Annotated in this window: 24 protein-coding genes and 1 tRNA gene; 18 read left to right on the top strand and 7 right to left on the bottom strand. The window is 42.0% G+C overall.

Annotation, left to right across the window (positions count from 1 at the left end):
* Positions 1–4: 4 nt before the first annotated feature.
* Positions 5–1,021 (bottom strand): tRNA (adenosine(37)-N6)-threonylcarbamoyltransferase complex transferase subunit TsaD, encoded by a 1,017-nt coding sequence (gene tsaD / locus KKZ03_RS01830; protein ID WP_243219708.1) that lies wholly within the window; start codon positions 1,019–1,021, stop codon positions 5–7.
* A gap of 109 nt (positions 1,022–1,130) precedes the next feature.
* Between tsaD and rpsU the strand changes: the two genes are divergently transcribed.
* From rpsU to KKZ03_RS01775, 11 genes are all read left to right on the top strand, one after another.
* Positions 1,131–1,364 (top strand): 30S ribosomal protein S21, encoded by a 234-nt coding sequence (gene rpsU / locus KKZ03_RS01825; protein ID WP_104422029.1) that lies wholly within the window; start codon positions 1,131–1,133, stop codon positions 1,362–1,364.
* Between the two features lie 14 nt (positions 1,365–1,378).
* On the top strand, positions 1,379–1,828 hold the full coding sequence (locus tag KKZ03_RS01820; RefSeq protein WP_243219707.1) for a GatB/YqeY domain-containing protein: 450 nt from the start codon (positions 1,379–1,381) through the stop codon (positions 1,826–1,828).
* A gap of 20 nt (positions 1,829–1,848) precedes the next feature.
* Entirely contained in the window at positions 1,849–3,567 is a 1,719-nt protein-coding gene (gene dnaG / locus KKZ03_RS01815) for a DNA primase (RefSeq protein WP_243219706.1), read from the top strand.
* Positions 3,568–3,644: 77 nt separating this feature from the next.
* Positions 3,645–5,456 carry an RNA polymerase sigma factor RpoD gene (gene rpoD / locus KKZ03_RS01810; protein WP_243219705.1) on the top strand — a complete coding sequence of 604 codons (1,812 nt, stop codon included), beginning with the start codon at positions 3,645–3,647 and terminating at the stop codon, positions 5,454–5,456.
* An 11-nt stretch (positions 5,457–5,467) separates the two neighbouring features.
* Positions 5,468–5,544 (top strand) — tRNA-Ile (locus tag KKZ03_RS01805).
* A 68-nt stretch (positions 5,545–5,612) separates the two neighbouring features.
* The gene (metK, locus tag KKZ03_RS01800) at positions 5,613–6,776 is read left to right on the top strand and encodes a methionine adenosyltransferase (RefSeq protein WP_243219704.1); all 1,164 of its coding nucleotides are present in this window, start codon (positions 5,613–5,615) and stop codon (positions 6,774–6,776) included.
* 22 nt (positions 6,777–6,798) lie between these two features.
* Complete coding sequence (gene ahcY / locus KKZ03_RS01795; protein ID WP_243219703.1) at positions 6,799–8,091, top strand: adenosylhomocysteinase; 1,293 nt, start codon at positions 6,799–6,801, stop codon at positions 8,089–8,091.
* Between the two features lie 174 nt (positions 8,092–8,265).
* A complete protein-coding gene (metF, locus tag KKZ03_RS01790) occupies positions 8,266–9,108 on the top strand; it encodes a methylenetetrahydrofolate reductase [NAD(P)H] (protein WP_243219702.1) in 843 nt (280 codons plus the stop codon).
* A 183-nt stretch (positions 9,109–9,291) separates the two neighbouring features.
* Positions 9,292–10,641: an adenosylmethionine--8-amino-7-oxononanoate transaminase gene (locus KKZ03_RS01785; protein ID WP_256451990.1), complete on the top strand. Its 1,350-nt coding sequence runs from the start codon at positions 9,292–9,294 to the stop codon at positions 10,639–10,641.
* Between the two features lies 1 nt (position 10,642).
* Positions 10,643–11,413: a 16S rRNA (uracil(1498)-N(3))-methyltransferase gene (locus KKZ03_RS01780; protein ID WP_243219700.1), complete on the top strand. Its 771-nt coding sequence runs from the start codon at positions 10,643–10,645 to the stop codon at positions 11,411–11,413.
* The gene (locus KKZ03_RS01775; RefSeq protein ID WP_371744918.1) at positions 11,413–12,312 is read left to right on the top strand and encodes a type II CAAX prenyl endopeptidase Rce1 family protein; all 900 of its coding nucleotides are present in this window, start codon (positions 11,413–11,415) and stop codon (positions 12,310–12,312) included. Before KKZ03_RS01780 ends, KKZ03_RS01775 begins: the two co-directional genes overlap by 1 nt.
* Here the strand turns inward: KKZ03_RS01775 and KKZ03_RS01770 are convergent.
* A complete protein-coding gene (locus tag KKZ03_RS01770) occupies positions 12,309–12,791 on the bottom strand; it encodes a YajQ family cyclic di-GMP-binding protein (protein ID WP_243219698.1) in 483 nt (160 codons plus the stop codon). The genes KKZ03_RS01775 and KKZ03_RS01770 overlap by 4 nt on opposite strands.
* Before the next feature lie 38 nt (positions 12,792–12,829).
* Positions 12,830–14,062, bottom strand: a complete 1,233-nt coding sequence (locus KKZ03_RS01765; protein WP_243219697.1) for a multifunctional CCA addition/repair protein — start codon at positions 14,060–14,062, stop codon at positions 12,830–12,832.
* A gap of 136 nt (positions 14,063–14,198) precedes the next feature.
* Between KKZ03_RS01765 and KKZ03_RS01760 the strand changes: the two genes are divergently transcribed.
* The 6 genes from KKZ03_RS01760 (at position 14,199) to KKZ03_RS01735 (ending at position 21,931) form a co-directional block, all read left to right on the top strand.
* Positions 14,199–14,990: a sulfite exporter TauE/SafE family protein gene (locus KKZ03_RS01760; protein WP_243219696.1), complete on the top strand. Its 792-nt coding sequence runs from the start codon at positions 14,199–14,201 to the stop codon at positions 14,988–14,990.
* Between the two features lie 99 nt (positions 14,991–15,089).
* A complete protein-coding gene (gene msrB, locus KKZ03_RS01755) occupies positions 15,090–15,488 on the top strand; it encodes a peptide-methionine (R)-S-oxide reductase MsrB (protein ID WP_243219695.1) in 399 nt (132 codons plus the stop codon).
* Positions 15,485–16,807 (top strand): M18 family aminopeptidase, encoded by a 1,323-nt coding sequence (locus tag KKZ03_RS01750; RefSeq protein WP_243219694.1) that lies wholly within the window; start codon positions 15,485–15,487, stop codon positions 16,805–16,807. The genes msrB and KKZ03_RS01750 overlap by 4 nt, the downstream gene beginning before the upstream one ends.
* An 86-nt stretch (positions 16,808–16,893) precedes the next feature.
* The gene (locus KKZ03_RS01745; protein WP_243219693.1) at positions 16,894–17,415 is read left to right on the top strand and encodes a YfiR family protein; all 522 of its coding nucleotides are present in this window, start codon (positions 16,894–16,896) and stop codon (positions 17,413–17,415) included.
* Positions 17,412–19,805, top strand: coding sequence for an EAL domain-containing protein (locus KKZ03_RS01740; protein WP_243219692.1), 2,394 nt, complete (start codon positions 17,412–17,414; stop codon positions 19,803–19,805). Before KKZ03_RS01745 ends, KKZ03_RS01740 begins: the two co-directional genes overlap by 4 nt.
* Positions 19,806–19,807: 2 nt before the next feature.
* Positions 19,808–21,931 carry a TonB-dependent siderophore receptor gene (locus KKZ03_RS01735; protein WP_243219691.1) on the top strand — a complete coding sequence of 708 codons (2,124 nt, stop codon included), beginning with the start codon at positions 19,808–19,810 and terminating at the stop codon, positions 21,929–21,931.
* A gap of 203 nt (positions 21,932–22,134) precedes the next feature.
* On the opposite strand, the gene KKZ03_RS01730 is transcribed toward KKZ03_RS01735, so the two are convergent.
* Positions 22,135–22,941: a PEP-CTERM/exosortase system-associated acyltransferase gene (locus tag KKZ03_RS01730; RefSeq protein WP_243219690.1), complete on the bottom strand. Its 807-nt coding sequence runs from the start codon at positions 22,939–22,941 to the stop codon at positions 22,135–22,137.
* A gap of 354 nt (positions 22,942–23,295) precedes the next feature.
* Here KKZ03_RS01730 and KKZ03_RS01725 point away from each other — a divergent pair, with 354 nt between their 5' ends.
* Positions 23,296–23,922: an alpha-ketoglutarate-dependent dioxygenase AlkB gene (locus KKZ03_RS01725; protein ID WP_243219689.1), complete on the top strand. Its 627-nt coding sequence runs from the start codon at positions 23,296–23,298 to the stop codon at positions 23,920–23,922.
* A gap of 93 nt (positions 23,923–24,015) precedes the next feature.
* Here KKZ03_RS01725 and KKZ03_RS01720 read toward each other — a convergent pair whose 3' ends face one another.
* From KKZ03_RS01720 to purD, 3 genes are all read right to left on the bottom strand, one after another.
* On the bottom strand, positions 24,016–24,279 hold the full coding sequence (locus KKZ03_RS01720; RefSeq protein ID WP_243219688.1) for a Txe/YoeB family addiction module toxin: 264 nt from the start codon (positions 24,277–24,279) through the stop codon (positions 24,016–24,018).
* Positions 24,276–24,518, bottom strand: coding sequence for a type II toxin-antitoxin system Phd/YefM family antitoxin (locus KKZ03_RS01715; protein WP_243219687.1), 243 nt, complete (start codon positions 24,516–24,518; stop codon positions 24,276–24,278). Before KKZ03_RS01715 ends, KKZ03_RS01720 begins: the two co-directional genes overlap by 4 nt.
* Positions 24,519–24,693: 175 nt before the next feature.
* Positions 24,694–25,971, bottom strand: coding sequence for a phosphoribosylamine--glycine ligase (gene purD, locus KKZ03_RS01710; RefSeq protein WP_243219686.1), 1,278 nt, complete (start codon positions 25,969–25,971; stop codon positions 24,694–24,696).
* Between the last annotated feature and the right edge of the window lie 16 nt (positions 25,972–25,987).

Below are 25,987 nucleotides of genomic sequence, written 5' to 3'. Positions count from 1 at the left end.
TATTTTAGTCTAATGTTTGCGATAATTCACTTATTGGCCAGCGTGGACGAGCAAAAATCTCCAGTCCTTGTTGTTGACCTGCCATTAAGCGCTGGCAGCCGGCGTAAGCAATCATGGCGCCGTTATCGGTACAAAACTCCAGTCTGGGAAAATAAATTTGCGCCTGTTCTTTAGCGGTCATTTCCGTTAAGGCTGCACGAATTTGCTTGTTGGCGCTAACGCCTCCTGCAACCACCAGTCTTTTTAGGCCGGTTTGTTGTAGTGCCCGTTTGCATTTAATGCTCAGTGTCTCGGCAACCGCTTGCTGAAAGCTTGCAGCAATATTGGCCTGGTCTTGTTCGGTTTTTTCGGAAGCATTGAAGGTATTTAATGTGAAGGTTTTTAAGCCGCTAAAGCTAAAGTCTAATCCTGGCCTGTCAGTCATGGGGCGGGGGAATTTAATTTGTGGTGTGCCCTGTTCGGCAAGTGCCGAGAGTTTTGGTCCGCCAGGATAGCCAAGTCCCAACATTTTAGCGGTTTTATCAAAAGCCTCGCCTGCCGCATCATCGAGTGATTCGCCCAGTAACTGATAACGACCGACACCTCTGACTTGTATCAGTAAGGTATGCCCGCCGGAAATTAATAAAGCCACAAAAGGAAATTCTGGCGGATTTTCTTCCAGCATGGGTGCCAGTAGGTGACCTTCCATGTGGTGTACTGCTATGGCAGGGATTTGCCATGCCCATGCCAGACTTCTGGCTGTTGTTGCACCGACTAATAAGGCACCCATCAGTCCTGGACCTGCGGTGTAGGCAATGCCGTTAATGTCGGCGCTGCCTAGCCGGCTTTCTTGCATTAATTGCTTGATGAGTGGAACTAATTTTCGGATATGATCGCGTGATGCCAGTTCAGGAACCACGCCACCATATTCGCTATGCATGTCGACTTGGCTGTGTAAAATATGATTGATCAAGCCTTGTTCACTATGATAAATAGCGACAGCGGTTTCATCGCAGGAAGTTTCTATGCCTAAAACGTACATTGATTTTTTTGAAAATTATATAAAGTGAATGTATAATCGGGAGTTCTGTTTGTTCAGTGGATAGTAAACGTCCTCATACACACAATATTAACATAATTGGAATCATATAATGCCGTCAGTGAAAATTAAAGAAAACGAACCTTTTGACATCGCCATTCGTCGTTTTAAGCGTGCTTGCGAAAAAGCGGGTGTATTGGCAGAAGTGCGTCGTCGTGAATTCTACGAAAAACCAACTGCTGAACGTAAACGTAAAGGTGCTGCTGCAGTTAAGCGTCATTTGAAGAAATTGGCGCGTGAGCGTTATGCATTGAAAAATTTACGTCGCGGACGTCCTGTACTTTAATACAGGTTAAGCTAATGGATTTGTTAACAGATCGTATCAAGGATGATATGAAGGCCTCCATGAAGGGAGGTGCCAAAGCACGTTTGGGGGTGATTCGTTTGATTCTGGCTGCTATCAAGCAGGTTGAAGTTGATGAACGAATTCAGCTCGATAATGACAGGGTTATCCTGGTTCTTGACAAGATGCTCAAGCAGCGCCGTGAATCTATCAGGTTGTTTGCTGATGCCAGTCGACATGATTTGGTGGCGATTGAAGAGGCTGAAGTTCTGGTCATTCAGGATTTTTTGCCTCAGGCGCTTAGCGAAGAAGAAGTTGATGCCATGGTAAGCGAAGCTGTGATTGAGTCAGGTGCCGAGTCTGTTAAAGACATGGGCAAAGTGATGGGTCTTTTGAAGGCAAAAATGCAAGGCCGTGCCGATATGTCGGTTGTCAGTACCAAAATTAAGACAGCATTAGCTGGATAATTCTTTTTTCCGGGTAAAAAATGTCCGGTAGAATCCCTCGCGAGTTTATTGATGAGCTTTTGGTGCGGGTTGATATAGTCGATTTAATCGATTCGCATGTTCCTCTAAAGAAAACGGGTACGAATTATGTTGCCCGTTGTCCCTTTCATACTGAAAAAACCCCTAGTTTTTCTGTAAACCGTAACAAGCAATTTTTTCACTGTTTTGGTTGCGGTGTCAGTGGCAATGCCATCAGTTTTTTGATGGATTTTAGTCATCTTGATTTTATTGAGGCCGTTGAGGATCTGGCCGCTTTTGTTGGTGTTGATGTACCCAGGGAATCGGTTAGTCATCAGACAGGGCCAAAGAAAAATGATTTAAATAGTCTTTATGTGCTGATGGAGCAGGTGGCGGCCTTCTACGTGGAGCAATTGCGCACCAGTCTTAAAGCGGTTGACTATCTGAAGGCTCGTGGAGTTAAGGGCGAGGTTGCTCGTGACTTTATGGTAGGTTATGCGCCCGACAAATGGAGTGCTTTGGCCGAGCAATTTAATCAGAAATTATTGCTTGATGCGGGGTTGTTGGTTAGCAAGGATGATGGGCAAGTCTATGATCGTTTTCGTGGCAGGATCATGTTCCCTATTCGTGATAAGCGGGCCAGAATTGTTGGTTTTGGTGGACGGGTATTGGATGATTCTTTGCCGAAGTACTTGAATTCTCCAGAAACGTCACTATTTCACAAGGGCAAGGAAGTTTATGGCTTGTATGAACTTCTGGAAAGCAATTCAAAGCCGCAGAAGATTTTAATTGTTGAAGGCTATATGGATGTTATCGCCTTGGCTCAATATGGTATTGATTATGCCGTTGCAGCATTAGGAACGGCAGCATCACAGGCGCATCTTGATTTGTTGTTTCGGTTTTCATCAGAGTTGGTGTTTTGTTTTGATGGTGACCGGGCTGGACGTGAGGCGGCATGGAAGGTAATGGAGTCGGCTTTCTCCAGTTTAAAAGAGGGCCGTTCTTGTCGTATTATGCTATTGCCGCAAAGCCATGATCCAGATTCACTAATACGCGATGAAGGGCTGGATAAGTTTGTTGAGCGAGTGCAGACAGCTCAAGCGTTGTCAGATTATTTTTTTGAGCATATTTCTGAGGAATTGAATCTTTCCGAAATGGAGGGGCGTGCGCAATTGATTGGTAAAGCTAAGCCTTATTTGGAGAAATTGCCTGAAGGTGTGTTTAGGGATATGATGTTTTCCCGTCTTAAGGAATTATCCCGAGTGATGACGCTAAACGTTTTGGATAATGTTGTCGCCGTGGATTTGAATTTAAAAAAACCGCGCCAACAAGATCTTAATCGATTGTCAACGGCACGAGTCACCATTGCCCTTTTGCTGCAAAATCCACGATTGGCAAGTAGTGTTGACCGGCAAGATATTGATTGGAGTGGTCTGGAGTTTCGGGGTATCGAGTTATTTAAAAATATTCTGCAAGTGATTTTAGATAAAAAATTCGTCAATACTGCTGTCTTAGTCGAGTATTATCGCGATTCTGCCGAAGAAAAATCCGTCAAAGCATTGGCATTGTTAGATGTGTTTGTTGATGACGACAAAGTAGAGGAAGTGTTTTTTGATGCTTTAAAGGTTTTGCTCAAGCAGGGAAGGGAGGCTGGTATTGCCAGATTACAGGCCAAGGCTGAAAGCAAGGGATTGGATAGCCAAGAGCAAAGCACATTAATTAAAATGTTGGCAAATAAATAGTTTGATGTTATATAAACTTATAGTATAATTTTCTGTTAAGTACGACCGTACTCAGCAGGGTATTCAGTGAGTAAAAAATGAATCAAGAACAGCAACAATCCCAGCTTAAACAATTAATAGCCAAAGGCAAAATGCAGGGGTATTTGACCTACGCCGAGGTTAACGATCACTTGCCCAGTGATATTGTTGATCCTGAACAAATTGAAGACATCATTGGTATGATCAATGAGATGGGCATTCAGGTTCATGAAACTGCACCTGATGAAGATTCACTCATTACTGACTCGGCTGCAGCATCTACAGATGATGAAGATGCTGAAGAAGTTGCAGCTTTAGCGTCTGTAGATAGTGAATTTGGCAGAACCACAGATCCTGTGCGTATGTACATGAGAGAAATGGGTTCAGTTGAGTTGTTAACACGTGCTGATGAATTAAAAATCGCCAAGCGTATTGAGGAAGGGCAGCAACAGCTTGTTAAAGCGATGGCTCGATCTTGTGTTGTTGTTAACGATTTTTTGCATTCATTTGATGCTGTTTCTGGTGAAGAAGGTGCTGTTCGGCTGACTGATTTAATTTCAGGTTTTGTTGATTTAAGTGACACTGATTATCTGACTGCCGCGCTACCTGCAAGCGATGCCGCTGAAGAAAGTACGGATACTGAAGAGGAAGTAAAAGGACTTAATTACGAAGAAGTTCAGGAAAAAGTTGAGCCTCTTAGAAAACAATTAAAAGTGGCTTCAGCAGCAATTAAAAAGCATGGCTATACTGGCGATAAGATGCAAAAAATCTTTGAAGTATTGGCTGACTTGTTCATTGAGTTTAAATGGACACCGCAATATTTAAAGAAATTAACGGCAATCATTCCTAATGGGGTCGCTACTGTTCGTGAGCAAGAAAAGCTGATTCTGGACATATTTGTTAAAGAAACAAATATGTCACGTAAAGATTTTATAGCTTCATTTACCGAGAGTGAATCGAGTTCAGAGTGGTTGGAACAGCATCTTGGTGGTGGACACAGCTATTCAGATGCTCTGAAAATTCGTGAAAAAGAACTAAGAAAAGCACAAAAAATACTGATAGAAATTGAGGCAGAGTTTGGTTTGCCCATTAGTGCGTTAAAAGATATTAATCGACGCATGTCAATCGGTGAAGCCAAAGCAAGGCGTGCCAAAAAAGAAATGATTGAAGCTAATTTAAGGCTGGTTATTTCCATTGCTAAAAAATACACTAATCGTGGATTGCAGTTTCTGGATTTGATTCAGGAAGGTAATATTGGTTTAATGAAAGCGGTAGACAAATTTGAATACCGTCGTGGTTATAAGTTTTCTACTTATGCGACATGGTGGATCAGACAGGCTATTACACGATCTATTGCAGATCAGGCCAGAACCATTCGTATTCCGGTCCACATGATTGAAACGATTAATAAATTAAATCGTATTTCCAGACAAATTTTGCAGGAAATGGGACGCGAAGCAACACCTGAAGAACTGGCTGAACGCATGGAAATGCCGGAAGAAAAAGTTCGTAAGGTGTTAAAAATCGCTAAAGAACCGATCTCAATGGAAACGCCTATTGGTGACGATGAAGATTCTCATTTGGGGGATTTCATAGAAGATGCTAAAGTACTGTCACCAGTCGAAGCTGCTACTATTGCCGGTTTACGTGAATCAACACAAAATGTGTTGGCGGGATTAACGGCAAGAGAGGCAAAAGTTCTCCGTATGCGTTTTGGCATCAACATGAATACCGATCATACTTTGGAAGAAGTTGGTAAGCAGTTTGACGTGACGCGTGAACGAATTCGTCAAATTGAAGCAAAAGCATTACGAAAATTAAGACATCCTTCCAGATCAGAACAATTAAGATGTTTTCTGGACGGTGAGTAAGTAACAAATTAGGGCCCTTAGCTCAGCTGGTTAGAGCGTCCGACTCATAATCGGCAGGTCGTAGGTTCAAGTCCTACAGGGCCCACCATAAATAAAAAAGGCTGCTTATGCAGCCTTTTGTGTATTTGAGTTTTTATCATTAACAAAGGTGGTAACGTGAGCAATAACTTTAGTTTTACATCTGAATCGGTTTCGGAAGGTCATCCCGATAAAGTTGCCGATCAAATTTCGGATGCAGTTCTTGATGCACTGCTGGCACAAGATCCCCGATCACGGGTTGCTTGTGAAACACTGGTAAAAACCGGCATGGTTATTTTAGCCGGAGAAATTACTACTAATGCTTGGGTTGATCTTGAAGCTCTGGTCAGAAAAGTAGTTTGCGAAATCGGTTACGATCATGGCGACATAGGCTTTGACGGAAAAAGTTGTGCGGTACTTAATGCGATTGGCAAACAATCTGCTGACATCGCAATGGGTGTTGATGAGGATGAAAATCACGAACAGGGTGCAGGTGATCAGGGTTTAATGTTTGGTTACGCCAGTAATGAAACCGATGTATTAATGCCGGCGCCGATTACCTATTCACATTTGCTGGTCAAACGTCAGGCGGAAGTTCGTAAAAATAAGACTCTGCCATGGTTACGCCCTGATGCAAAGAGCCAAATTACTTTCCGATACGAAAATAACAAGCCGGTTGCCATTGATGCTGTGGTTTTATCTACTCAGCATTCACCAGAAATTAGTTATAAATCATTGTGTGAAGCAGTGATGGACGAAATTATTCTGCCGGTTCTGCCTAAAGAATGGTTGCATAAAGATACCAAATATTTTATCAATCCGACCGGACAGTTCATCATTGGTGGACCTGTAGGCGATTGCGGTTTAACGGGTCGTAAAATTATTGTTGATACTTACGGCGGCATGGCAAGACACGGTGGCGGTGCTTTTTCAGGCAAAGATCCTTCAAAAGTTGATCGTTCGGCAGCCTATATGGCGCGTTATGTAGCAAAAAATATTGTGGCTGCAGGTTTGGCGGAGCGTTGTGAAATTCAGGTTTCTTATGCGATTGGCGTTGCCGAGCCAACTTCCATTACTGTGGAAACGTTTGGTACCAGTAAATTGAGTGAAGACAGGCTGGTACAGATTATCAGGGATAATTTCGATCTGAGGCCAAAAGGTTTGATTAAAATGTTGGATTTATTAAGACCCATCTATCAAACTACAGCCGCTTATGGACATTTTGGTCGTACCGAAGACACATTTAGCTGGGAAAAAACCGATAAAATTGACGCATTAAAAGATGCGGCTGGTCTCCAATAATAATAAATAAGGTAGATAAATAATGAGCCAAAAAGATTATAAAGTCGCTGATATTGCTTTAGCAGCATGGGGCCGTAAAGAAATCAATATTGCTGAAACAGAAATGCCGGGCTTAATGGCCTTGCGCGAAGAATTTGGAGCAGAAAAACCGTTAAAAGGTGCGCGGATCGCAGGTTGTCTGCACATGACGATACAAACAGCGGTATTAATGGAAACACTGACGGCTTTAGGTGCTGAAGTGCGTTGGTCATCATGTAATATTTTTTCTACCCAGGATCATGCAGCGTCTGCAATGGCTGAGGCAGGTATCCCGGTTTTTGCCTGGAAAGGTGAAACTGAAGAAGAATCTGAATGGTGTATCGCTCAGACTATTGAAGGTCCTGATGGTTGGAGACCCAATATGATTTTGGATGATGGTGGTGATTTAACCACCATGATGCATAACAATTACCCTGAATTAATGGCTGATGTTAAAGGTTTGTCTGAAGAAACCACTACAGGTGTGTTACGTCTGTATGAAATGGTGGCAAAAGGTACGTTAAAAGTACCTGCTTTTAATGTTAACGATTCAGTGACTAAATCAAAATTTGACAATCTGTATGGTTGCAGAGAATCTTTGGTTGATGCCATTAAACGTGCAACCGATGTCATGATTGCAGGAAAAATAGCCGTAGTCTGTGGTTATGGCGATGTCGGTAAAGGCAGTGCTCAATCTTTGCGTGGTTTGGGTGCAACGGTATGGATTACTGAAATTGACCCGATTTGTGCTTTGCAAGCGGCTATGGAAGGTTATCGCGTCGTGACTATGGAAGACGCTGCACCAATTGCAAACATTTTTGTGACGGCTACAGGAAACTTTGGCATTATTACCCATGAACATATGTTGGCCATGAGAGATCAGGCTATTGTTTGTAATATTGGTCATTTTGATGCCGAAATTGAAATTGCCTCATTGCGTCAATATGAATGGGAAAATATTAAGCCTCAGGTTGATCATGTTATTTTTCCTGATGGCAAGCGCTTGCTTATTTTAGCTGAAGGTCGTTTGGTTAATTTAGGCTGTGGTACAGGACATCCTAGTTTTGTAATGTCCAATTCATTTTGTAATCAGGTTTTAGCGCAAATAGAACTTTGGAAAAATGCTGATCAGTATGAAAACAAAGTCTATATTCTGCCTAAATATCTGGATGAAAAAGTCGCCAGATCACACTTAAAGCAAATTGGTGTTAATTTAACTACGTTAACTGACGCGCAAGCCAAGTATATTAATGTTCCGATTGAAGGACCTTACAAAGCTGATCATTATCGTTATTGATTTGTCATTATGTCCACGCTTCGGCGTCGGAATACAAAGCCTGTAGAGGCGCAACTCGCGTCTCTTCATCTTGCATCTCAATCTACAGATGTAAGATACGCATAATATTCACGGCGTTATTTTCATGAAGACCTTGGCGTAGCTACATGGTAGCTTCCCGTCAGTGAGACCAAAATGCAATCACAAAAAAAATATCCCCAACTATTCAGTTTTGAATTTTATCCACCTAAAACAGAAGAGGGAGCGGTAAGTTTACAACAAGTGCATGGCAAGCTGGCAAAACTTAATCCTGATTTTTTTTCTGTTACTTTTGGTGCGGGTGGTTCAACCCGTGATAAAACTTTCGATACCGTCATTGATATTCAGGAAAAAGGCATAGCGGCTGCACCGCATTTATCCTGCGTTGCTTCGACTAAAGATAATATTCGTACGATTCTTAAAAACTATCAGGATAATGGCATTGCGAAAATTGTTGCCTTAAGGGGTGATTTGCCATCAGGCATGATGTCAGCTGGCGAATTTCGTTACGCCAATGAGTTGGTCGAGTTTATTCGTCAGGAAACCGGTGATTACTTTCAAATTCACGTTGCCGCTTACCCGGAAGTTCATCCACAATCTACCAATGCGGCCGAAGACTTTAAAAACTTCAAGCGTAAAGTTGATGCCGGTGCAAATGCAGCGATTACCCAGTATTTTTATAATGCCGAAGCCTACTTTTACTTTGTAGATGCTTGTGAAAAAAACGGTATAACTATTCCTGTTATTCCCGGTATTATGCCTATTACCCAATATACCCAACTATTTCGGTTTTCGGAAATGTGCGGTGCTGATATTCCTCGATGGATGAAAAAACGCCTGGAAAGTTTTGGCGATGATAAGGAATCTGTTCAAGCCTTCGGTCTGGATGTGGTCAGTAATCTATGTCAGCGCTTACTGGATAATGGCGCGCCAGGCCTGCATTTTTATACCATGAATCAAGCCGCTCCTACTTTGGCAATTTTGGGGAGTTTAAAATAAATTCTTCAAAAATAAACTGCTACAGATATGTACTGATTAGAAGTAGTCAAGCAAAAGTTTTTTAACATTTTTACTCACCACGAATAGCACAAAGTTAACGGTTTTTCTTCGTGGTAATTAAGAGTCTAATCTGTGAATCTGTGGCACCTTTCACCTTTCACCTTTCACCTTTCACCTTTCACCTTGACTAATCAATCCCTTTCCAACCGCGACCATTCCGTTTTGTGGCATCCTTGCACTCAAATGAAGGATCACGAAAGTTTCCCGATTATTCCCATAAAAAAAGGGCAGGGCGTTTGGCTGGAAGATTATGATGGTAATCGCTATCTGGATGCCATCAGTTCGTGGTGGGTTAACTTGTTTGGTCATGCCAATCCTTGTATCAATGCCGCTTTAAAAGACCAGCTCGATACCTTGGAGCATGTTATTTTTGCCGGATTTACTCATGAGTCGGCCATTACATTGGCCGAAAAATTGGTAGAAGTGACTCCTAAAGGCCTTGATCGTTGTTTCTATGCCGATAATGGTTCAGCGGCAGTAGAAGTGGCGCTTAAGATGAGCTTTCATTATTGGCGCAATCACGGACAAACACAAAAATCCCGATTTATAACACTGGAAAACAGTTATCACGGCGAGACTTTGGGTGCGTTAGCAGTAGGCAATGTCGCATTATATAAGGAAACTTATGCGCCGTTATTAATGGATGTGATAACGGTGCCTGGCCCGGACTGTTATCATCGCGAACCGGGAGAGTCGTGGGCAGATTATTCTATCCGTCGTTTCGCGTTGATGGAGCAAACATTACAAGAACACGCTGAAACTGTTTGCGCTGTTATTATTGAGCCTTTAGTGCAGTGTGCTGGTAGTATGCGTATGTACGATCCAGTCTATTTAAAATTGCTGCGCGCGGCTTGCGATAAATACCATGTGCATTTAATTGCTGATGAAGTTGCTGTCGGTTTTGGACGTACGGGGACATTATTTGCCTGTGAACAGGCCGCTATTAGTCCGGATTTTATGTGTTTGTCCAAAGGCTTAACGGGTGGTTATTTGCCGTTATCGGCAGTATTAACCACTAATCAGGTCTATCAAGCGTTTTATGATGATTATCAAAAATTGACTGCATTTTTACATTCGCACAGTTATACCGGAAATGCGTTAGCCTGTAGGGCAGGACTTGAAACTCTGGAGATTTTTCAGCAACACAATGTCATTGCCAATAATAAGCAACTAGCCATGGCTATGGCGAAAGCAGCAGTCCGTTTTAAGGAGCATCCCCATGTCGCGGAAGTTCGACAGACGGGTATGATACTGGCCATTGAAATGGTCAAAAACAAACAAACACGCGAGCCGTATCCATGGCAAGAACGACGCGGGCTTAAAGTCCATCAATATGCGCTGTCTAAAGGGGTATTGCTACGTCCGCTAGGCAATGTCATCTATTTTATGCCTCCTTACATTATTACTGAAGAGGAGCTTTTAGTAATCGCTGCAGTGGCTTGGGATGGCATACAGCGAGCGGTTAAGGATTAATATGCGGGTTTCCAGATTATATACCTCAGCGGATTTGACTTTGGGCAAACAAATTCAGCTGGATGATGACAATGGCCATTATGTCAGAACGGTATTGCGCTTAAAGAAAGATGCTGAAATTATCTTATTTAACGGAACTGGCGGTGAATATTTATGCACTATTGCCGAAGTCAGTCGAAAAGTAGCGCTGGTTTTGGTTAACACATGGCAGGATCGTAGTGTGGAATCACCGTTGTTAGTGACTTTAGGCTTGGGTATATCTCGTGGCGACAGAATGGATTTAACCGTACAAAAAGCAGTGGAACTAGGCGTTAATATTATTGTGCCATTATTAACCGAGCGTTGTGTAGTGCAATTTAAAGGCGAAAAAAGACCGCAACGCTTGGTGCATTGGCAAAAAATAGTCCAACATGCTGCCGAACAAAGCGGCAGAACAAGTGTGCCTGAATTGCCTGAAATCGAACAATTGCAACAGTGGGTTGGTAAACAGAAAGGCTTGAAAATATTTCTTGATCCCTATGCAGACAAAACGTTGGCAGATATCAGACCTATAGATAAGCAAGTGACTTTACTTACCGGCCCGGAAGGCGGATTTTCTGACCAGGAACGCAATATCGCAAAAGCCGCAGGCTTTATTCCCGTGCGTATGGGAAGTCGTATATTAAGAACCGAAACAGCCTCTCTTGCTGCTTTGGCCGCCGTGCAGATGCTGTGGGGTGATTTTGGCACGCAGACTTTAGAAGTTTTGCCTTCTTGTACGGATGTTATGTGATGCGTTATCTCTTTTATACCATGGTACCGTTTCTGGTGTTGCTGGCTGCGACAACATTATCCTGCACTGTAGGCTATTTTATGGTGCTGGGTATTGGTGATGCCATTCCTTTTCGGCAAATATTAACCCGTTCAACACAGCTATTTTTGGTGCTAAGTATTTTTCCTGCGATGGCCTACCTGAAAATTACTAAAGACGCGCTCGGTTTTGCACCGACACGGCTGTTTTTTAAACAATTATTACAAGGCTTCGGATTGGGTTTTATCACCCTACTGCCCGTTTTTATTATTCTGTCGGTACTTGAAATCAATGTGCTTGATGATACACAAGTAGTGACAGTCGGGTTGTTGGCTAAAACCATGACCATTAATTTATTACTTGCCTTACTGATTTCGTTGATTGAAGAGCCGCTGTTTCGAGGGCTTTTGTTAGTCAGTTTGCATAAAAAAATGTCTGTTATAGCGGCCATTTTGATTAGCTCAATTTATTATGCCGGCCTGCATTTTTTAAGTATAAAAACTGACCTGCCTGTTCAGGATATTAACCTGTTCAGTAGTTTTAAATTGCTGGGCGAAGCGTTTGGTAATGTAATAAACCCCGACAATTTATCGGCATTTTTTGCCTTGTTGATGGTAGGTATCTTTTTAGGTGTACTCAGAACACAAGTAAAAGTTAGTTTGGGTCTCTGTATCGGTTGCCATACTTGCTGGGTATGGCAAATAAAAATGAGTAAAAAATTATTTAACACCGATTTAAATTCGGAATATCTTTATCTGGTCAGCAGTTACGATGGTATTATCGGCCCTTTAGTTGCTGGGTGGCTGCTACTGGCGATTGCAGGATATTTCATTTATCAACAAATTAATGAGTCTAAGAATTTGTCTGGACAGAGTCGTTAATCCCTGAAATTATCGTATTGCAGAGGCATTTCCATTTTTTCATCTTTTAGCATTTGAATAACTTCTTGCAAGTCATCGCGTTTTTTCCCGGTTACTCTGACCTTATCGCCTTGAATGGCAGCTTGCACTTTGAGTTTTTTGTCTTTAATTAGTTTAACGATTTTTTTTGCCAAGGTGCTCTCAAGGCCTTGCTTTAATGTGATTTCCTGGCGCATCATTTTACCGCTACCCTTGGCATCACCGACGTCCATACAACCCACGTCAACGCCGCGTCGACTGAGTTTTGTACAGACTACACTGAATATTTGTTGTAACTGAAAGGTTGATTCAGAAATCATAATCAGCTTGTCATCAGTCAGTTCAATGGATGAGTTTGTGCCTTTAAAATCAAAACGGGTGGCAACTTCTTTATTCGCCTGGTCAATAGCGTTTTTAACTTCGTGGGTATCAAATTCGGAAATAATGTCAAAGGAAGGCATGGCGTCCAGTTCAAGGTTGGTTAAAAGTTACGGGTATTTTACAGTGCTTTAAAGGTATTGATAACCTCGGCAACGGCTTTAATGCGTAAATGACGAATTGCTGTGCCGATTTGTGGACCTTTAAGCTCACTGTCTAAAATAGCCGAGGTGTCTACAGAGGCAGCTGATTTCGCGGCCAGCTTTATCAGTTCTGCCTGAGGGTAGGGAGTTTGTTCAAGTCCGGTTCGGCCTTTGGCATCTGCTTCGCAAGCCAGTAAAAATTCATTTAGCGTATTGTTTGCTTTAAACGCACCTAATACATTTAAAACATCAGTTAAAGTTGCTGCGCGTAAGTCAAAAACTTTATGACAATGCGTGTGATATTGCATGACGTGAATGGCTAATGCTTTAAACGCGTTAGGTACCCGTAAGCGGGCGCAGAGTTTTTCCAGGATGGGCAAGCCAATTGTTTCATGACCATAATGATGTGGCCAGTTTTCCTGTGGCGTGATACCTTTGCCCAGGTCGTGGACCAAGGCTGCAAATCTGACTTCAGGGCTGGTTGACAAGTTAACGGCTTGTTGCAGGCACAGCATACTGTGCAAACCGGTATCAATTTCAGGGTGATATTTTTCCGGTTGTGGCACACCAAACAGACAATTTATTTCCGGGAAGATTATTGCCAATGCCGTACAGCTTTTTAAGGTATAAAAAAATGCCGAGGGCGATTGTTCTTTGAGTACTTTATATAATTCAGCCCAAACCCGCTCAGGCACAAGGTAATCGACTTCACCTGCTGCGACCATAGCTTGCATAAGTTCTCTGGTTTCTTCAGCGAGCGTGAAACCCAGATGTCCATAGCGTGCTGCAAAACGGGCAACACGCAAAATGCGCACAGGATCTTCAGCAAAAGCGGGTGATATATGCCGAAAAATTTTATTTTTAATATCCTGTTGGCCTCCGTAAGGATCAATAAGCTCTCCTTTTGGTGTCATTGCTATGGCATTGATAGTCAGATCACGACGGATTAAATCCTGTTCCAGACTGACTTCAGGGGAGGCATGCACAGCAAAACCTTTATAACCGGGTGCGGTTTTTCGCTCTGTTCTGGCCAACGCATATTCATCATGACTTTGCGGGTGTAAAAATACTGGAAAATCTTTTCCAACAGGTTTAAATCCTTGTTTCACCATGGATTCTGGTGTCTCACCAATCACCACCCAGTCTCTTTCCGTGACTGGAAGCCCAAGTAACTGATCGCGCACTGCACCGCCAACAAGGTATGTTTCCATCAATTTATTATAAGTTGTTTGTCGATTCAACCTAGAATAGCACAAGCTTACCCAAAAAAGTTTCATAAGTAAGGCTGAATGGCAGGTTACTCAAGGAATAGAGTTTGATGTTGGTTATTAATCATTAAGGTGCATTGTGATAGAAATTTTTTTGGTAAGTATTGTATTGGGTATGGTCACCGGTTTATTGGCTGGATTATTTGGTATAGGGGGTGGCTTGGTTATTGTGCCGGTTCTGGTCATTTTGTTTACGGCTCAAGGCTTCCCGGCAGAGTTGATAATGCTGATGGCGGTAGCTACTTCTTTAGCATCTATTATTTTAACGGCAATTGCCTCTATTTCAGCCCATCATCGTCTGGGATCAGTGGTATGGGGTAAAGTGTTCTCGTTAAGCCCCGGAATTATTATCGGTGCAGCGGTTGGGGCCGTAATCGCCAAACATATAAATGCTGATACGTTACGGATCATTTTGGTGGTTTTTTTGTTATATGTTGCGATACAAATGGCTTTGCAGATAAAGCCAAAATCTGATCAGATAAAGCAATCCAGAATTTTGGATTTTTTGGTGGCAAATATTATTGGCTTGCTGTCGTCAATCGTTGGCATCGGTGGCGGTACGCTCACTGTACCGTATCTGGTAAGAGGGCAAATGCTTATGCGCAATGCCGTGGCAGTATCAAGTGCTTGTGGTTTACCGATAGCGATTGCAGGCACGGTCAGTTATGCAATTTTGGGCTGGAAAATCTTGGGTCTTCCTGAATGGAGTTTAGGCTATGTTTATTTGCCTGTTTTTATCGGTACCGGGTTAAGCAGTATCGCTACTGCACCCATAGGAGCCAAGTTGGCTCACAAGCTACCGGCAGCAAAATTAAAACGTTACTTTTCGCTACTGCTTTTTGTCATGGCGGCAAAATTAATGTGGTATTAAAAAACAAAAAACAGTTGATAGCAGTTATGTCGTTCAACTTTTGGCGATGCTGTAGTCATCGCGTACAATGATCGCTTTGCATCGTAGGGACGTATAACCATGACGGATAAAAAACGCACGAATAACGAGGAGTGGGCGGATAAGTTAACACCGGAACAATTTAGTATTTGTCGCTTAAAAGGCACCGAGCCACCTTTTACAGGAAAATATAACGATTGTAAAAAGACCGGTATTTACCAATGTATTTGTTGCGGTAGTCCCTTGTTTGATTCGGAAGCAAAATATGACTCAGGTTCAGGTTGGCCAAGTTTCTGGACTGATTTACCGGAAGGTAGTGTGGCCCAGCATATTGATGCCAGTCATGGCATGCGCCGTGTTGAAGTGACCTGTAAAGTCTGTCATGCACATTTGGGGCATGTGTTTGAAGATGGTCCTGAACCTACCGGTCTGCGTTATTGCATTAACTCAGCATCGCTTGATTTAAAAGAAAAAACGTGAATTCCCGGCAACAGGTACAAAATTTATTGGATTTTATTGATGCCAGTCCCAGTCCCTGGCATGCGGTTAAAAGTGTTGAAACTCAACTTTTGGCTTTTCAGTTTGTAAAACTGAATGAAACCGTCAAATGGGAATTACAGCCAGGCGGACGATATTATGTTGTCCGTGATGATTCCTCGATTATTATTTTTGTACAAGGCCAAAAGCCGTTGGTTGAAACGGGATTTAAAATAATCGGCGCACATACTGATTCTCCGGGCTTAAGAATAAAACCGAATGCAGCCAGTGGTCTGGATGGTTTATTACGGTTGGGAGTTGAAGTATATGGTGGTCCTATTATTGCCACATTTACCGATCGGGATTTAAGTCTTGCCGGACGGATCAGTTATAAAAATGATCAAAATGCTATTGTTAGCTCGTTAGTAAATTTTGACAGGCCTTTGTTACGATTGCCTAATCTTGCCATTCATATGAACAGGACGGTTAATGAAGAAGGCTTAAAACTGCATAAGCAAAATGAGTTACCTTTAATCTTGTCAACATTGGCTGAAGAATGCTTGCCCCAAGCTTATTTCTCACAGCTCATACAGCAGCAATCGGGGTGTGATGCCGAGCGAATTTTATCCTGGGATTTGGCGGCTTATGATACCCAAAAAGGCGTTTTTTGGGGTGCCGAAAACGAGTTTTATGCCGATAGTCAGTTGGATAATTTAGCCTCTTGCCATGCGGCTTTACAGGCATTACTGGATGATTCGGTGTTGGATAATGATAACACCCTAGTTTGTGCTTTCTTTGATCATGAAGAAATAGGCAGTGAAAGCAATAAAGGTGCTGATGGCAGCTTTCTTGGTGATGTGCTTCAACGCATTGCTTTAGGAGCTGAAAATAATAGCGAAGATTTTGCCAGAGCCTTGGCGAAAAGTTTTATGATTAGTGCCGACATGGCACATGGCTATCACCCTAATTTTCCTTTAGCCTACGATCCTGATCATAAAATAACGGTCAATAAAGGACCGGTTATTAAAGTTAACGTTAATCACCGCTATAGTACAGAAAGCATTTCACAGGCCATGTTTGCTGATTGGTGTGAGCAAGCAGGCGTACCTTATCAAAAGTACTCTCATCGTAACGATTTGGGCTGTGGCAGCACTATTGGACCGATAACATCAGCCAGATTGGGTATTCGTTCAGTCGATGTTGGTAATCCGCTATGGGCCATGCACAGTATCCGGGAAAGTGCCGGTGTATTGGATCATGGTTATATGATAAAAGTGATGAAAAAATTTTTTGATGATGTTAATTTGGTTAGTTTAGATTAGAATCAACATTTTTCAATAATACAAGACAAAGGCAACAGAATTACCTCATCACGCCCTATTTTTAACAAACTACGTAAAAATAAGCAATGACAGTTGTTAGAGTGTTTTTTGCTTTGGTTTGTATAACGTTTTTGCCGGTACTTTTTGCAGATGATTCCGTGGTTGAATATAAAGTAAGGGCTGGTTATTTGTATAACTTTACCAAATTTATAACTTGGCCTGTCGATAATTCCAAAACGTTTAATCTGTGTATTTTGGGCGACGATCCTTTCGCTGAATTAATTGATCCCATTGAAAAATTATCTGTAATGGAGCGAGTTATTAAAGTATTTAGATTTGATAACTTTAAAAGTATGGATAAAGAGTCGCACTGTCATATTCTTTATGTAAATTCCACTATCAAAGAGGCGCTCCAGCGCCAGAATTTCAATAACACCTTGGTTGTGGGCGAAACTGAACAGTTTATAGACCAAGGCGGAATGATTAGCTTTGTTAACAGACAGGGTAAAATAAAATTACAAATTAATTTGGAAATGATAACCCGGAGCGGCTTAAAAATCAGCGCAAAATTATTAGAAGTCGCTGATGTCGTCAAGGGGGCGGAATGATTAAATTTATTGAAAATCTTTCAATAAGACGCAAGCTCTTGCTGACATTGGTTTTTCCGAGCGTTATCTCTTTATTATTTGCCAGTATATTTTTAGTGTTGCTTGAAATTTCAGAGTTTCAGAAAAATACTCGTGATGATTTGTTAACGTTGGCAAGCATTATAGGCAACCGTAGTACCGCTGCTTTACTGTTCCATGACACAGATTTAGCCAAAGAGAATCTGGATGTACTTAATGCCTTACCATATGTGCAAGTTGCTTGTCTTTATGATGGCCGTGGTACTATTTTTGTCAAGCTATCGAAAAATAACGATGAAAAATTTAACTGTCCGCTCTCTATAGAAAATGAAAAGTCCCGATTTGATGCCGCTAATTTATCTATAGTCCAGCCGATTAAAGATAAAGCTGAAACATTGGGTACGGTTTTTATTTATGCTAATTTGGTAGATTCATATTGGCGAAAAATACAATTTACCGGACTGCTGTTTTTTGTTTTGGTTAGTGTAACAACATTGACTTTCTTTTTAACAACACCGTTGTTACGGCTTATTTCATTACCCATAAAAAAACTGCTGGATACCGTTACAGAAATCAGTGATAGCAATGATTATTCGGTGCGTGCGGTTAAAGTCAATAATGATGAAGTGGGTGTTTTGGTTGATGCCTTCAATGCTTTGATCGGTACCGTTGAAGCCCAAAATCAGTCTCTGACATGGGCTAAAGATCGTTATCTGGCCCTTTATGATGACAACCCTACCATGTTGTTTAATATCTCCAAATCCGGCCTTATCTTGTCGGTTAATCTTACCGGTGCCAAACAGTTGGGTTTGGTTGTTGATGATTTACATGGTCGTTCGATCTTCCATTTTATGCCTTCAGATGATTTACCAATAATGCATGCTTTGGTTGAAGATTGCCTGATGAATCCCTTGTCCATACATAAACAGGAATTTAAGCTGGTTTGTTTCGATAAACGCTTTATTTGGGTTAAGGCAACCGCCAAGCTGGTTGACAATGAAAATCAGCAATGCAGTTTATTGGTAGTTTTTGAAGATGTAACCGAAGCTCACGATTTGACTGAGACAATTATTTATCAGGCCAGTCATGATGCCTTGACGGGGCTGGCAAATCGCAGTGAATTTGATAGACGCATCAATCAATTGGTTGCCTTACGCGCAGATGGCTCTGAAAATGTTTTGTGTTATCTGGATCTGGATCAATTTAAAGTCGTTAACGATACCTGTGGGCATCTTGCCGGTGATGAGTTGCTCAGGCAATTGGGCGATTTATTAAGAAAAAATTTACGCAAAAATGATTTTATAGCGCGTTTGGGTGGTGATGAGTTTGGTTTGTTAATGTATCAATGTTCGTTGGGACAGGCGTTTCAAGCCTGCGAAAAAATACGCGATATAATTAACGATTTTCAATTTTGCTGGGAAGACAGAAGTTTTAAAGTCGGTGTCAGTATCGGTATTTCATCGATTAATACAACCAGTAGTAATGCTGTAGATCTCCTTAAAGAGGCCGATTCTGCCTGTTATGCCGCAAAAGACAGAGGCAGGAATCGGGTGCATATTTTCCTGCCTGATGATGAAGAGTTGGCGCAAAGGCATGGAGAAATGCAATGGGTATCAAAAATACAGCGGGGCCTTGAAAAAAACAGCTTTTGTCTTTACGGACAACCGATAGTTTCAATTACTGATCATCACGAAAAGATGCACTTTGAAACTCTGGTTCGTTATCGTGATGATAACGGCTTTATTATTCCGCCTGGCGCATTTTTGCCGGCTGCCGAACGTTATAATATGGCCTCTGCATTGGATCGATGGGTCATCAGTCATCTATTTGAGTGGCTCGCCTACAAACCTGATTTTCTGGAAAACTTGTCACTTTGCTCTGTTAATTTGTCTGGTGTCTCACTATCGGATGAGATCATGCTGAAGTTTATTACCGAACAATTCAGTTTGTGGGCCATTCCAACGAATAAAATCTGTTTTGAGATAACAGAAACTGCTGCCATTGCCAATTTATCAAGTGCCACTAAATTTATTAATCATTTAAGAGAGCAAGGGTCTTTATTCTCACTGGATGATTTTGGTAGCGGTTTGTCTTCGTTTGCTTATTTAAAAAACCTGCCGGTCGATTTTCTTAAAATTGACGGTTTATTTGTTAAAGATATTGTCGACGATGAAGTTGATTTGGCCATGGTGAGAGCCATTAATGAAGTTGGACATATTATGGGTAAAAAGACCATTGCTGAATTTGTTGAAAATGAACAAATCTTCAACCTACTGAAGGATCTGGGTGTTGATTATGCGCAAGGTTACGGTATCAGTAAACCGGTGCCACTGGATGAACTTATCCTGATAAAGCCCTTTACGCCGGCATGACTATGAAAGTTAAAATGATGTTTTTAATGAAACGCCTGGCGTTTATTAGCTATCTGAGTTCAGGTGTCGTCAGTGCTGAAGAGAGTGTAGAGGATTTTTTTGCCATGACGCCGGCACAACTGGCGGCAACGACTGTTACTATTGCCACCGGTACGCCAACACCGGTTTTTCAGTCTGCGGCATCAACCAGTGTGGTGACCGCAGAGCAAATTAAATCCATGGGTGCAACCGAGCTGCATGAGGTGTTGGAAACCATCCCCGGCGTCCATGCCAGTCTCCAGCCAAATTCTTATGATTATAACTATAGCATCCGTGGTATCGCCAATTCAGCTAACTCGCAGGTTTTGATCCTGTTAAACGGTACCCGGATTACTACACCTTTCAGTGGCACATTAATGAGCGGTCTGGAAATGCCTCTTGAGGCGATCCAGCGTGTCGAAGTTATTCGTGGGCCGGGTTCTGCTTTGTATGGCGCAGATGCCTTTGCCGGTGTTATTAATATCATTACCAAAACAGCCAAAGACATCAATGGCTCTGTGCTGGGGGTGCGTGCTGGCGACCATGGTACCCAGAGTGGCTGGGGACAGCAGAGCGCTGAATGGGCCGGTTGGGATATTTCAACTACTTTGCAATATCAGCGTACCGATGGTGATCAGGGACGTATAATGAACGCCGATGTCCAAACAGGTTTTGATAATGCGTTTGGAACTCACGCTTCTTTGGCTCCGGGGCCGATGAATACCAATTATGAAACCTATAACGGACATCTTAATCTGCAACGCAAACATTGGGATATCGGTTTCTGGGCATTTAATGCCAATGGTGGTGTTCGTGCCGGTGCTGCCGGTGCCTTGGATCCAAATGGAAATGCCAATGGTCAACAATTTTTAGGCGATGTGCGGTTTTCCACCGAAGATTGGCTGGATAATTGGGAATTGACCGCGCACGCCAGTTATCTAAATGCTGATTTTCAGGCTCAAACACAACTCTACCCAGATAATTCCTTGTTCCCTATAGGTTCCAACGGTAATATTTCATTAGATAATAGTGTATTGGTTGGGTTTCCTAATGGTTTCAATACTAATTTAGGTCGAATAGAAAAAATTCCCTCTCTGGAATTGGGTTCAATCTATAAGGGACTGGACATGCATATACTTCGCTTTGGTACGGCTTTTCGTTATGAAGAATTGATTTCTAATCAGAGTAGCAATTTTGGATATGGCACTCAGAGTGGTGTTGGTGGTGCACTAATCAATGTAACCGGTACACCTTTTTCTTATTTACCTGATGCGCATCGGACTATCGGCTCTTTGGTGGCGCAGGATGAATGGCAATTTACTACTGATTGGCAGTTGACCACAGGCTTGCGTTATGACCATTATTCCGATTTTGGTGGAACCTTCAATCCGCGAGTGGCTTTGGTTTGGGATATTAACAAGCAACTCACCAGTAAGCTGATGTATGGCAAGGCCTTTAGAGCACCTAATTTTAGAGAACAGTTTACCCAGAATAATCCTGTTGTACAGGGCAATCCCAATTTAAAGCCGGAAACCATCAATACTTATGAATGGGCTTTAAATTATCGTCCAATATCATCACTAAGCACATCAGCCAACGTTTATTATTATCAGATTAACAATCTGATAGCACAAGTGACTAATTCAGGTGTAGTTGCAAGTAACTATCAGAATAGCGGTAATCAAAACGGCTATGGAACAGAGTTTGAAGCTAACTGGCAATGGAGTGAGCAATGGAATATAAAAGGCAATTACGCATGGCAACATGCCATTAACGAGACAATCAACACCAATGTCGTTGGCGTACCGGCACAGCATGTTTACGTGGCGTTGGACTGGAAGTTTCTGCCACAGTGGCAATTGCAACCCCAGCTTAACTGGATAGGCAGTAGAGCTGGCAATACCAATCAGCAGTTGAGTGATTATGAAACCATCGACTTTACGTTACGCGGTAAAAAGCTCTTTGGCCATCTCAATCTGGCAGCCTCTTTACGTAATGCACTCGATACGCAATATTACGAGCCAACTGTTCTTTCGTTGCCGACAACACTGCCTATGCAGGGAAGAAGCTTTTATCTCGAAGCATCTGTTAATTTTGATGCCTTGTGATTTTGTTGGCCTAGTGTGAGTTTCCCTGACCGTTACTCGTGGATGTTCAATCATAGGCAATATTTGATTAAAGCTTCAGTAGTTCGTGTAGATATAAGTTAAAGCATGAACAGCTTAAATCAATATTATTAGGGCTTTAGCCGTATAACCAATTAGTATGGACGGCTAAAGTATATGGGATATTCAATTGGCTGATTGATTAATCAGTGTTGTTGTGCACAAATATGCTTGGTTTGCGAAAAAGCACCGTTATTCGTGAGCAAGTTCCATATATTTGGGTTTTTTTCAGCGACGCAATCAATCATTTCCGATACTTTTATCACAGACGGCCAGCGTTTGCCGTGATAATCTAGCAGTGGACCAATTTTTTTAAAATGGATGCCCAGCGCTGATAGTCGACGAAACCACGGTGGCTCGGTGGAGCCAAATGAATAGTAAATTTGGTTTTCATAGCATGCCTTTACGGTACAAGCAATTAAAGCGACACTAAGCAGAGAGAAAGTACGTCTCTCGTCGAGTGTAAAAAAATCCTGTGGATTAGAATCGTTAGTTGCTAAGGACTGCGGATCATTTTTTCTTTTTCTAAAGGCTTTCGATACGCAAAGTCGCGATACTTCTCCCAGGTGCTTTCGATCAATAAGCTGCATGACTTTAACATTATCAATTTCACTATGAATTTCCAGTGGAAATAATTTTTCCGGGTTATCAGTATCAGGCAGGATAAGTCGAACGGTCGCAGCATATTCGCCAGACTTGCGGTGACGAATCAGGTAATGTATGGATTGCGGATCAAATTCGTCAAATTCCAGGTTGTCAGGATAATGATCAGAATTTAAAAAGTTGTTTTCAATGCAATATATTTGATATCGCAGTTTATACACTTCATTTTTAAGATCATCAGAAAGTGCGGGTATCATCTCAAAATATTCATTAAAAGCCTCAATACTATTTTTAGCTAAGGGCGCGTTTCTTAATTGAAGCGGGGGAGTGCTATAAGTATCTAATTTCATGGATTTTTGAGAGGGTTTAGAAAAGTCTGAATGTCAGTATACGTTTTAAAAGTTACCAATAGAAGTAATCAATAAATAAGATGATAAAAATACTAATAATCAATTTTTTTTGTATAAAAAAATTATGATAGTATCGATGATAAATTCTTGCATCAACCTGTTCAGATAAGAAAAATATTGCACAAAATTTATAAAAAACAGAGACTTGTTTGTCGAGATATAATTCATCAATTTATTGTTGAAATTTGCTGTCAGTAGTATTTGTCGTGTCGAATTTATTCACCTTGGCCGGATAAATTGGCACCGATAGCTTATTCACCAATGCTTTATTTTTAATGGGATAAAAAATCCGGGATGAATGTTCGTACTTTTGACTTGCAAAATGCACTTTACTATTGTGGAGAAAACCTTGTCCCTTTTGATGGCGAACTATATCTGTTTAAACAGTTTTACTCGTTGCGGGAAGCTGATCAGTTATTTGCAGCGGTTGAAACCGGTTTGGCTTGGCAGGAAGAAACTATTTTTATTTTTGGAAAACGGGTTAAAGTTCCCCGCTTGATGTGCTGGTATGGTGATCCCGATGCTTGTTATCAGTATTCAGGGGTTAATCATCAACCCAAACCTTGGAATGAAACATTGCAGTCAGTCAGGGAAAAAATAGAGCAGCAATGCGGGTGTGCTTTTAATAGTGTTTTGGCTAATCTGTACCGTGATGGAAAAGATTCCATGGGTTGCCATGCCGATGATGAAAAAGAGCTGGGACACAACCCTCTGATTGCCTCGTTAAGCCTTGGTGATGAGCGTTTGTTTAAATTGCATCATAAAAAAAGCAAAGAAACCGTCGATATTATCCTGGGTCATGGCGATTTGTTGGTGATGGCGAGTACTCTTCAGCATCACTGGATGCATTCGCTGCCTAAAACCCGGAAATTTAAAACATCACGAATCAACTTGACGTTTCGCAAGATTCTGGTTAATTAAGTATTTTTTATTGTTCACGAAAATCACGAAAGACACGAAAAATATAAGCAAGTACTTTAGTATTGGCTGGCTAAATAGCTGTTTTACAAAGACTTAATCATAATGAGTCCAAAGACGTAATATTTTGATTTTTTTATCATCGATGAGTACTTCATAGACTAAACGATGTTGGATATTGATTCTTCGTGAATAGGCTCCGGAAAGATTACCCACCAGCTTCTCAAAGTGCGGAGGATTCTGAAATGGATCATTTTCCAAGATATCAAGTAGTTGCAGTGCCTTATCTTTTAACCCGGCAGCAGCGAGTTTTTTAGCGTCTTTTTGTGCTTGTTTGGTATAAAGTAATATCCAACTCACCAATCAAGTTCCTTGCTACATTCTTCAGTGCTGGTTGCCATGCCCGTTATAATCGCTTCACGCATACCTGGTACGCTCAAGAGGTAAAGCGTTTCCTGTATTGCTGACCAATCTTCAGCCGATAGCAAAATAGCGTTAGTTCGTTTACCGGTAATGGTAATAGGTTGATGAGACTCGGCAGTTTGATCAATCAATCGGTAGAAATTGGCGCGAGCTTCACTTGCGGTTAATGTTTGCATAATAATTGCCAATTAAAAGTAAAATATAAGCGTACGATAAATCGTACCTGAATGCAAATTTTTACCAAGCATTCGTTCGCTGCTTAAAACTCTAAAATTTAAAAGGCCACGAAAGACACGAAAAATATAAGCGCAAAAACTTTCGTGGTTTTCGTGTCTTTCGTGGACTTTGTTTTTAGTTTTTTATCGCTTTAAAGCCAATATCTGTGCGGTAATAGATGTTATTCCAGTGGATTTTATTGGCAAGCTCATAGGCTTTGGTTTGTGCTTCCTTAATATCATGCCCTAACGCACAGGCGCATAAAACACGCCCACCAGCAGTGACAATATCATCGCCAATTTTCCGGGTGCCGGCATGAAATACTTTCCTGTCTTCTTGTTCTTCTGCGGGTAATCCCGAAATAATGGCATTTTTTTGATAATCATCCGGATAGCCACCGGCTGCCAGAACTACGCCCAAAGCGACACGTTCATCCCATTCAGTCGTCGTTTTATCGAGTTCTCCTGCCAAGGCGGCTTCACAAAGTTCGACCAGATCGCTTTTCATGCGCATCATAATCGGTTGCGTTTCAGGATCACCAAAGCGGCAGTTATATTCCAGTACTTTAATCGTGCCATCGGCTGAAATCATTAAACCGGCGTAAAGAAAGCCGGTGTAAGGCAGGCCATCATCAGCCATGCCTTTTAAAGTCGGCTCAATGACATCACGCATAACCCGGTCATAAATTTCAGGGGTAACCACCGGCGCTGGCGAATACGCACCCATACCGCCGGTATTTGGGCCTTTATCACCATTGTCACGGGCTTTATGATCTTGCGATGTCGCCATGGGCAAGGCATGTTTGCCATCGGCAATAACAATAAAGCTGGCTTCTTCGCCAGTCAGAAATTCTTCAATGACCACCCGGTTGCCCGCTTCGCCATACACATTTCCGGATAGCATGTCTTCAACCGCGCCGATAGCCTCTTGTTCGGTTTGTGCGACAATAACGCCTTTACCTGCTGCCAAGCCATCGGCTTTAACGACAATCGGTGCGCCTTGTTGCCGGATGTAGGCAATAGCCAGGTCTTTATCAGTAAATGATTGGTAGCTGGCCGTCGGGATATGATGACGAATCATAAAATCTTTGCAAAAAGTCTTGGAGCCTTCCAATTGCGCAGCTTTGGCAGAGGGTCCAAAACAGCGTAAACCGGCTTGTTGAAAGCTGTCAACGATGCCCAACACCAAAGGAATTTCCGGGCCGATAATCGTCAAGTCGATCTGTTCTTTTTGGGCAAAGGCCAGTAATCCTGCAATATCGTCGACGGCGATAGCGACGTTTTCAATAGCCGGTTCAAGCGCGCTTCCCGGATTACCGGGTGCAACAAATACTTTTTTAACTTTAGGTGATTGTTCGGCTTTCCAGGCGAGAGCGTGTTCACGTCCGCCGCTACCGACAATGAGGATTTTCATAATGTAGTCTCCGTGT

It is taken from the genome of Methylobacter sp. S3L5C, assembly GCF_022788635.1.
Classification (GTDB): Bacteria; Pseudomonadota; Gammaproteobacteria; order Methylococcales; family Methylomonadaceae; genus Methylobacter_C.
The sequence above is the reverse complement of the archived record's forward strand: the minus strand, read 5'-3'. Positions and strand labels throughout refer to the sequence as shown.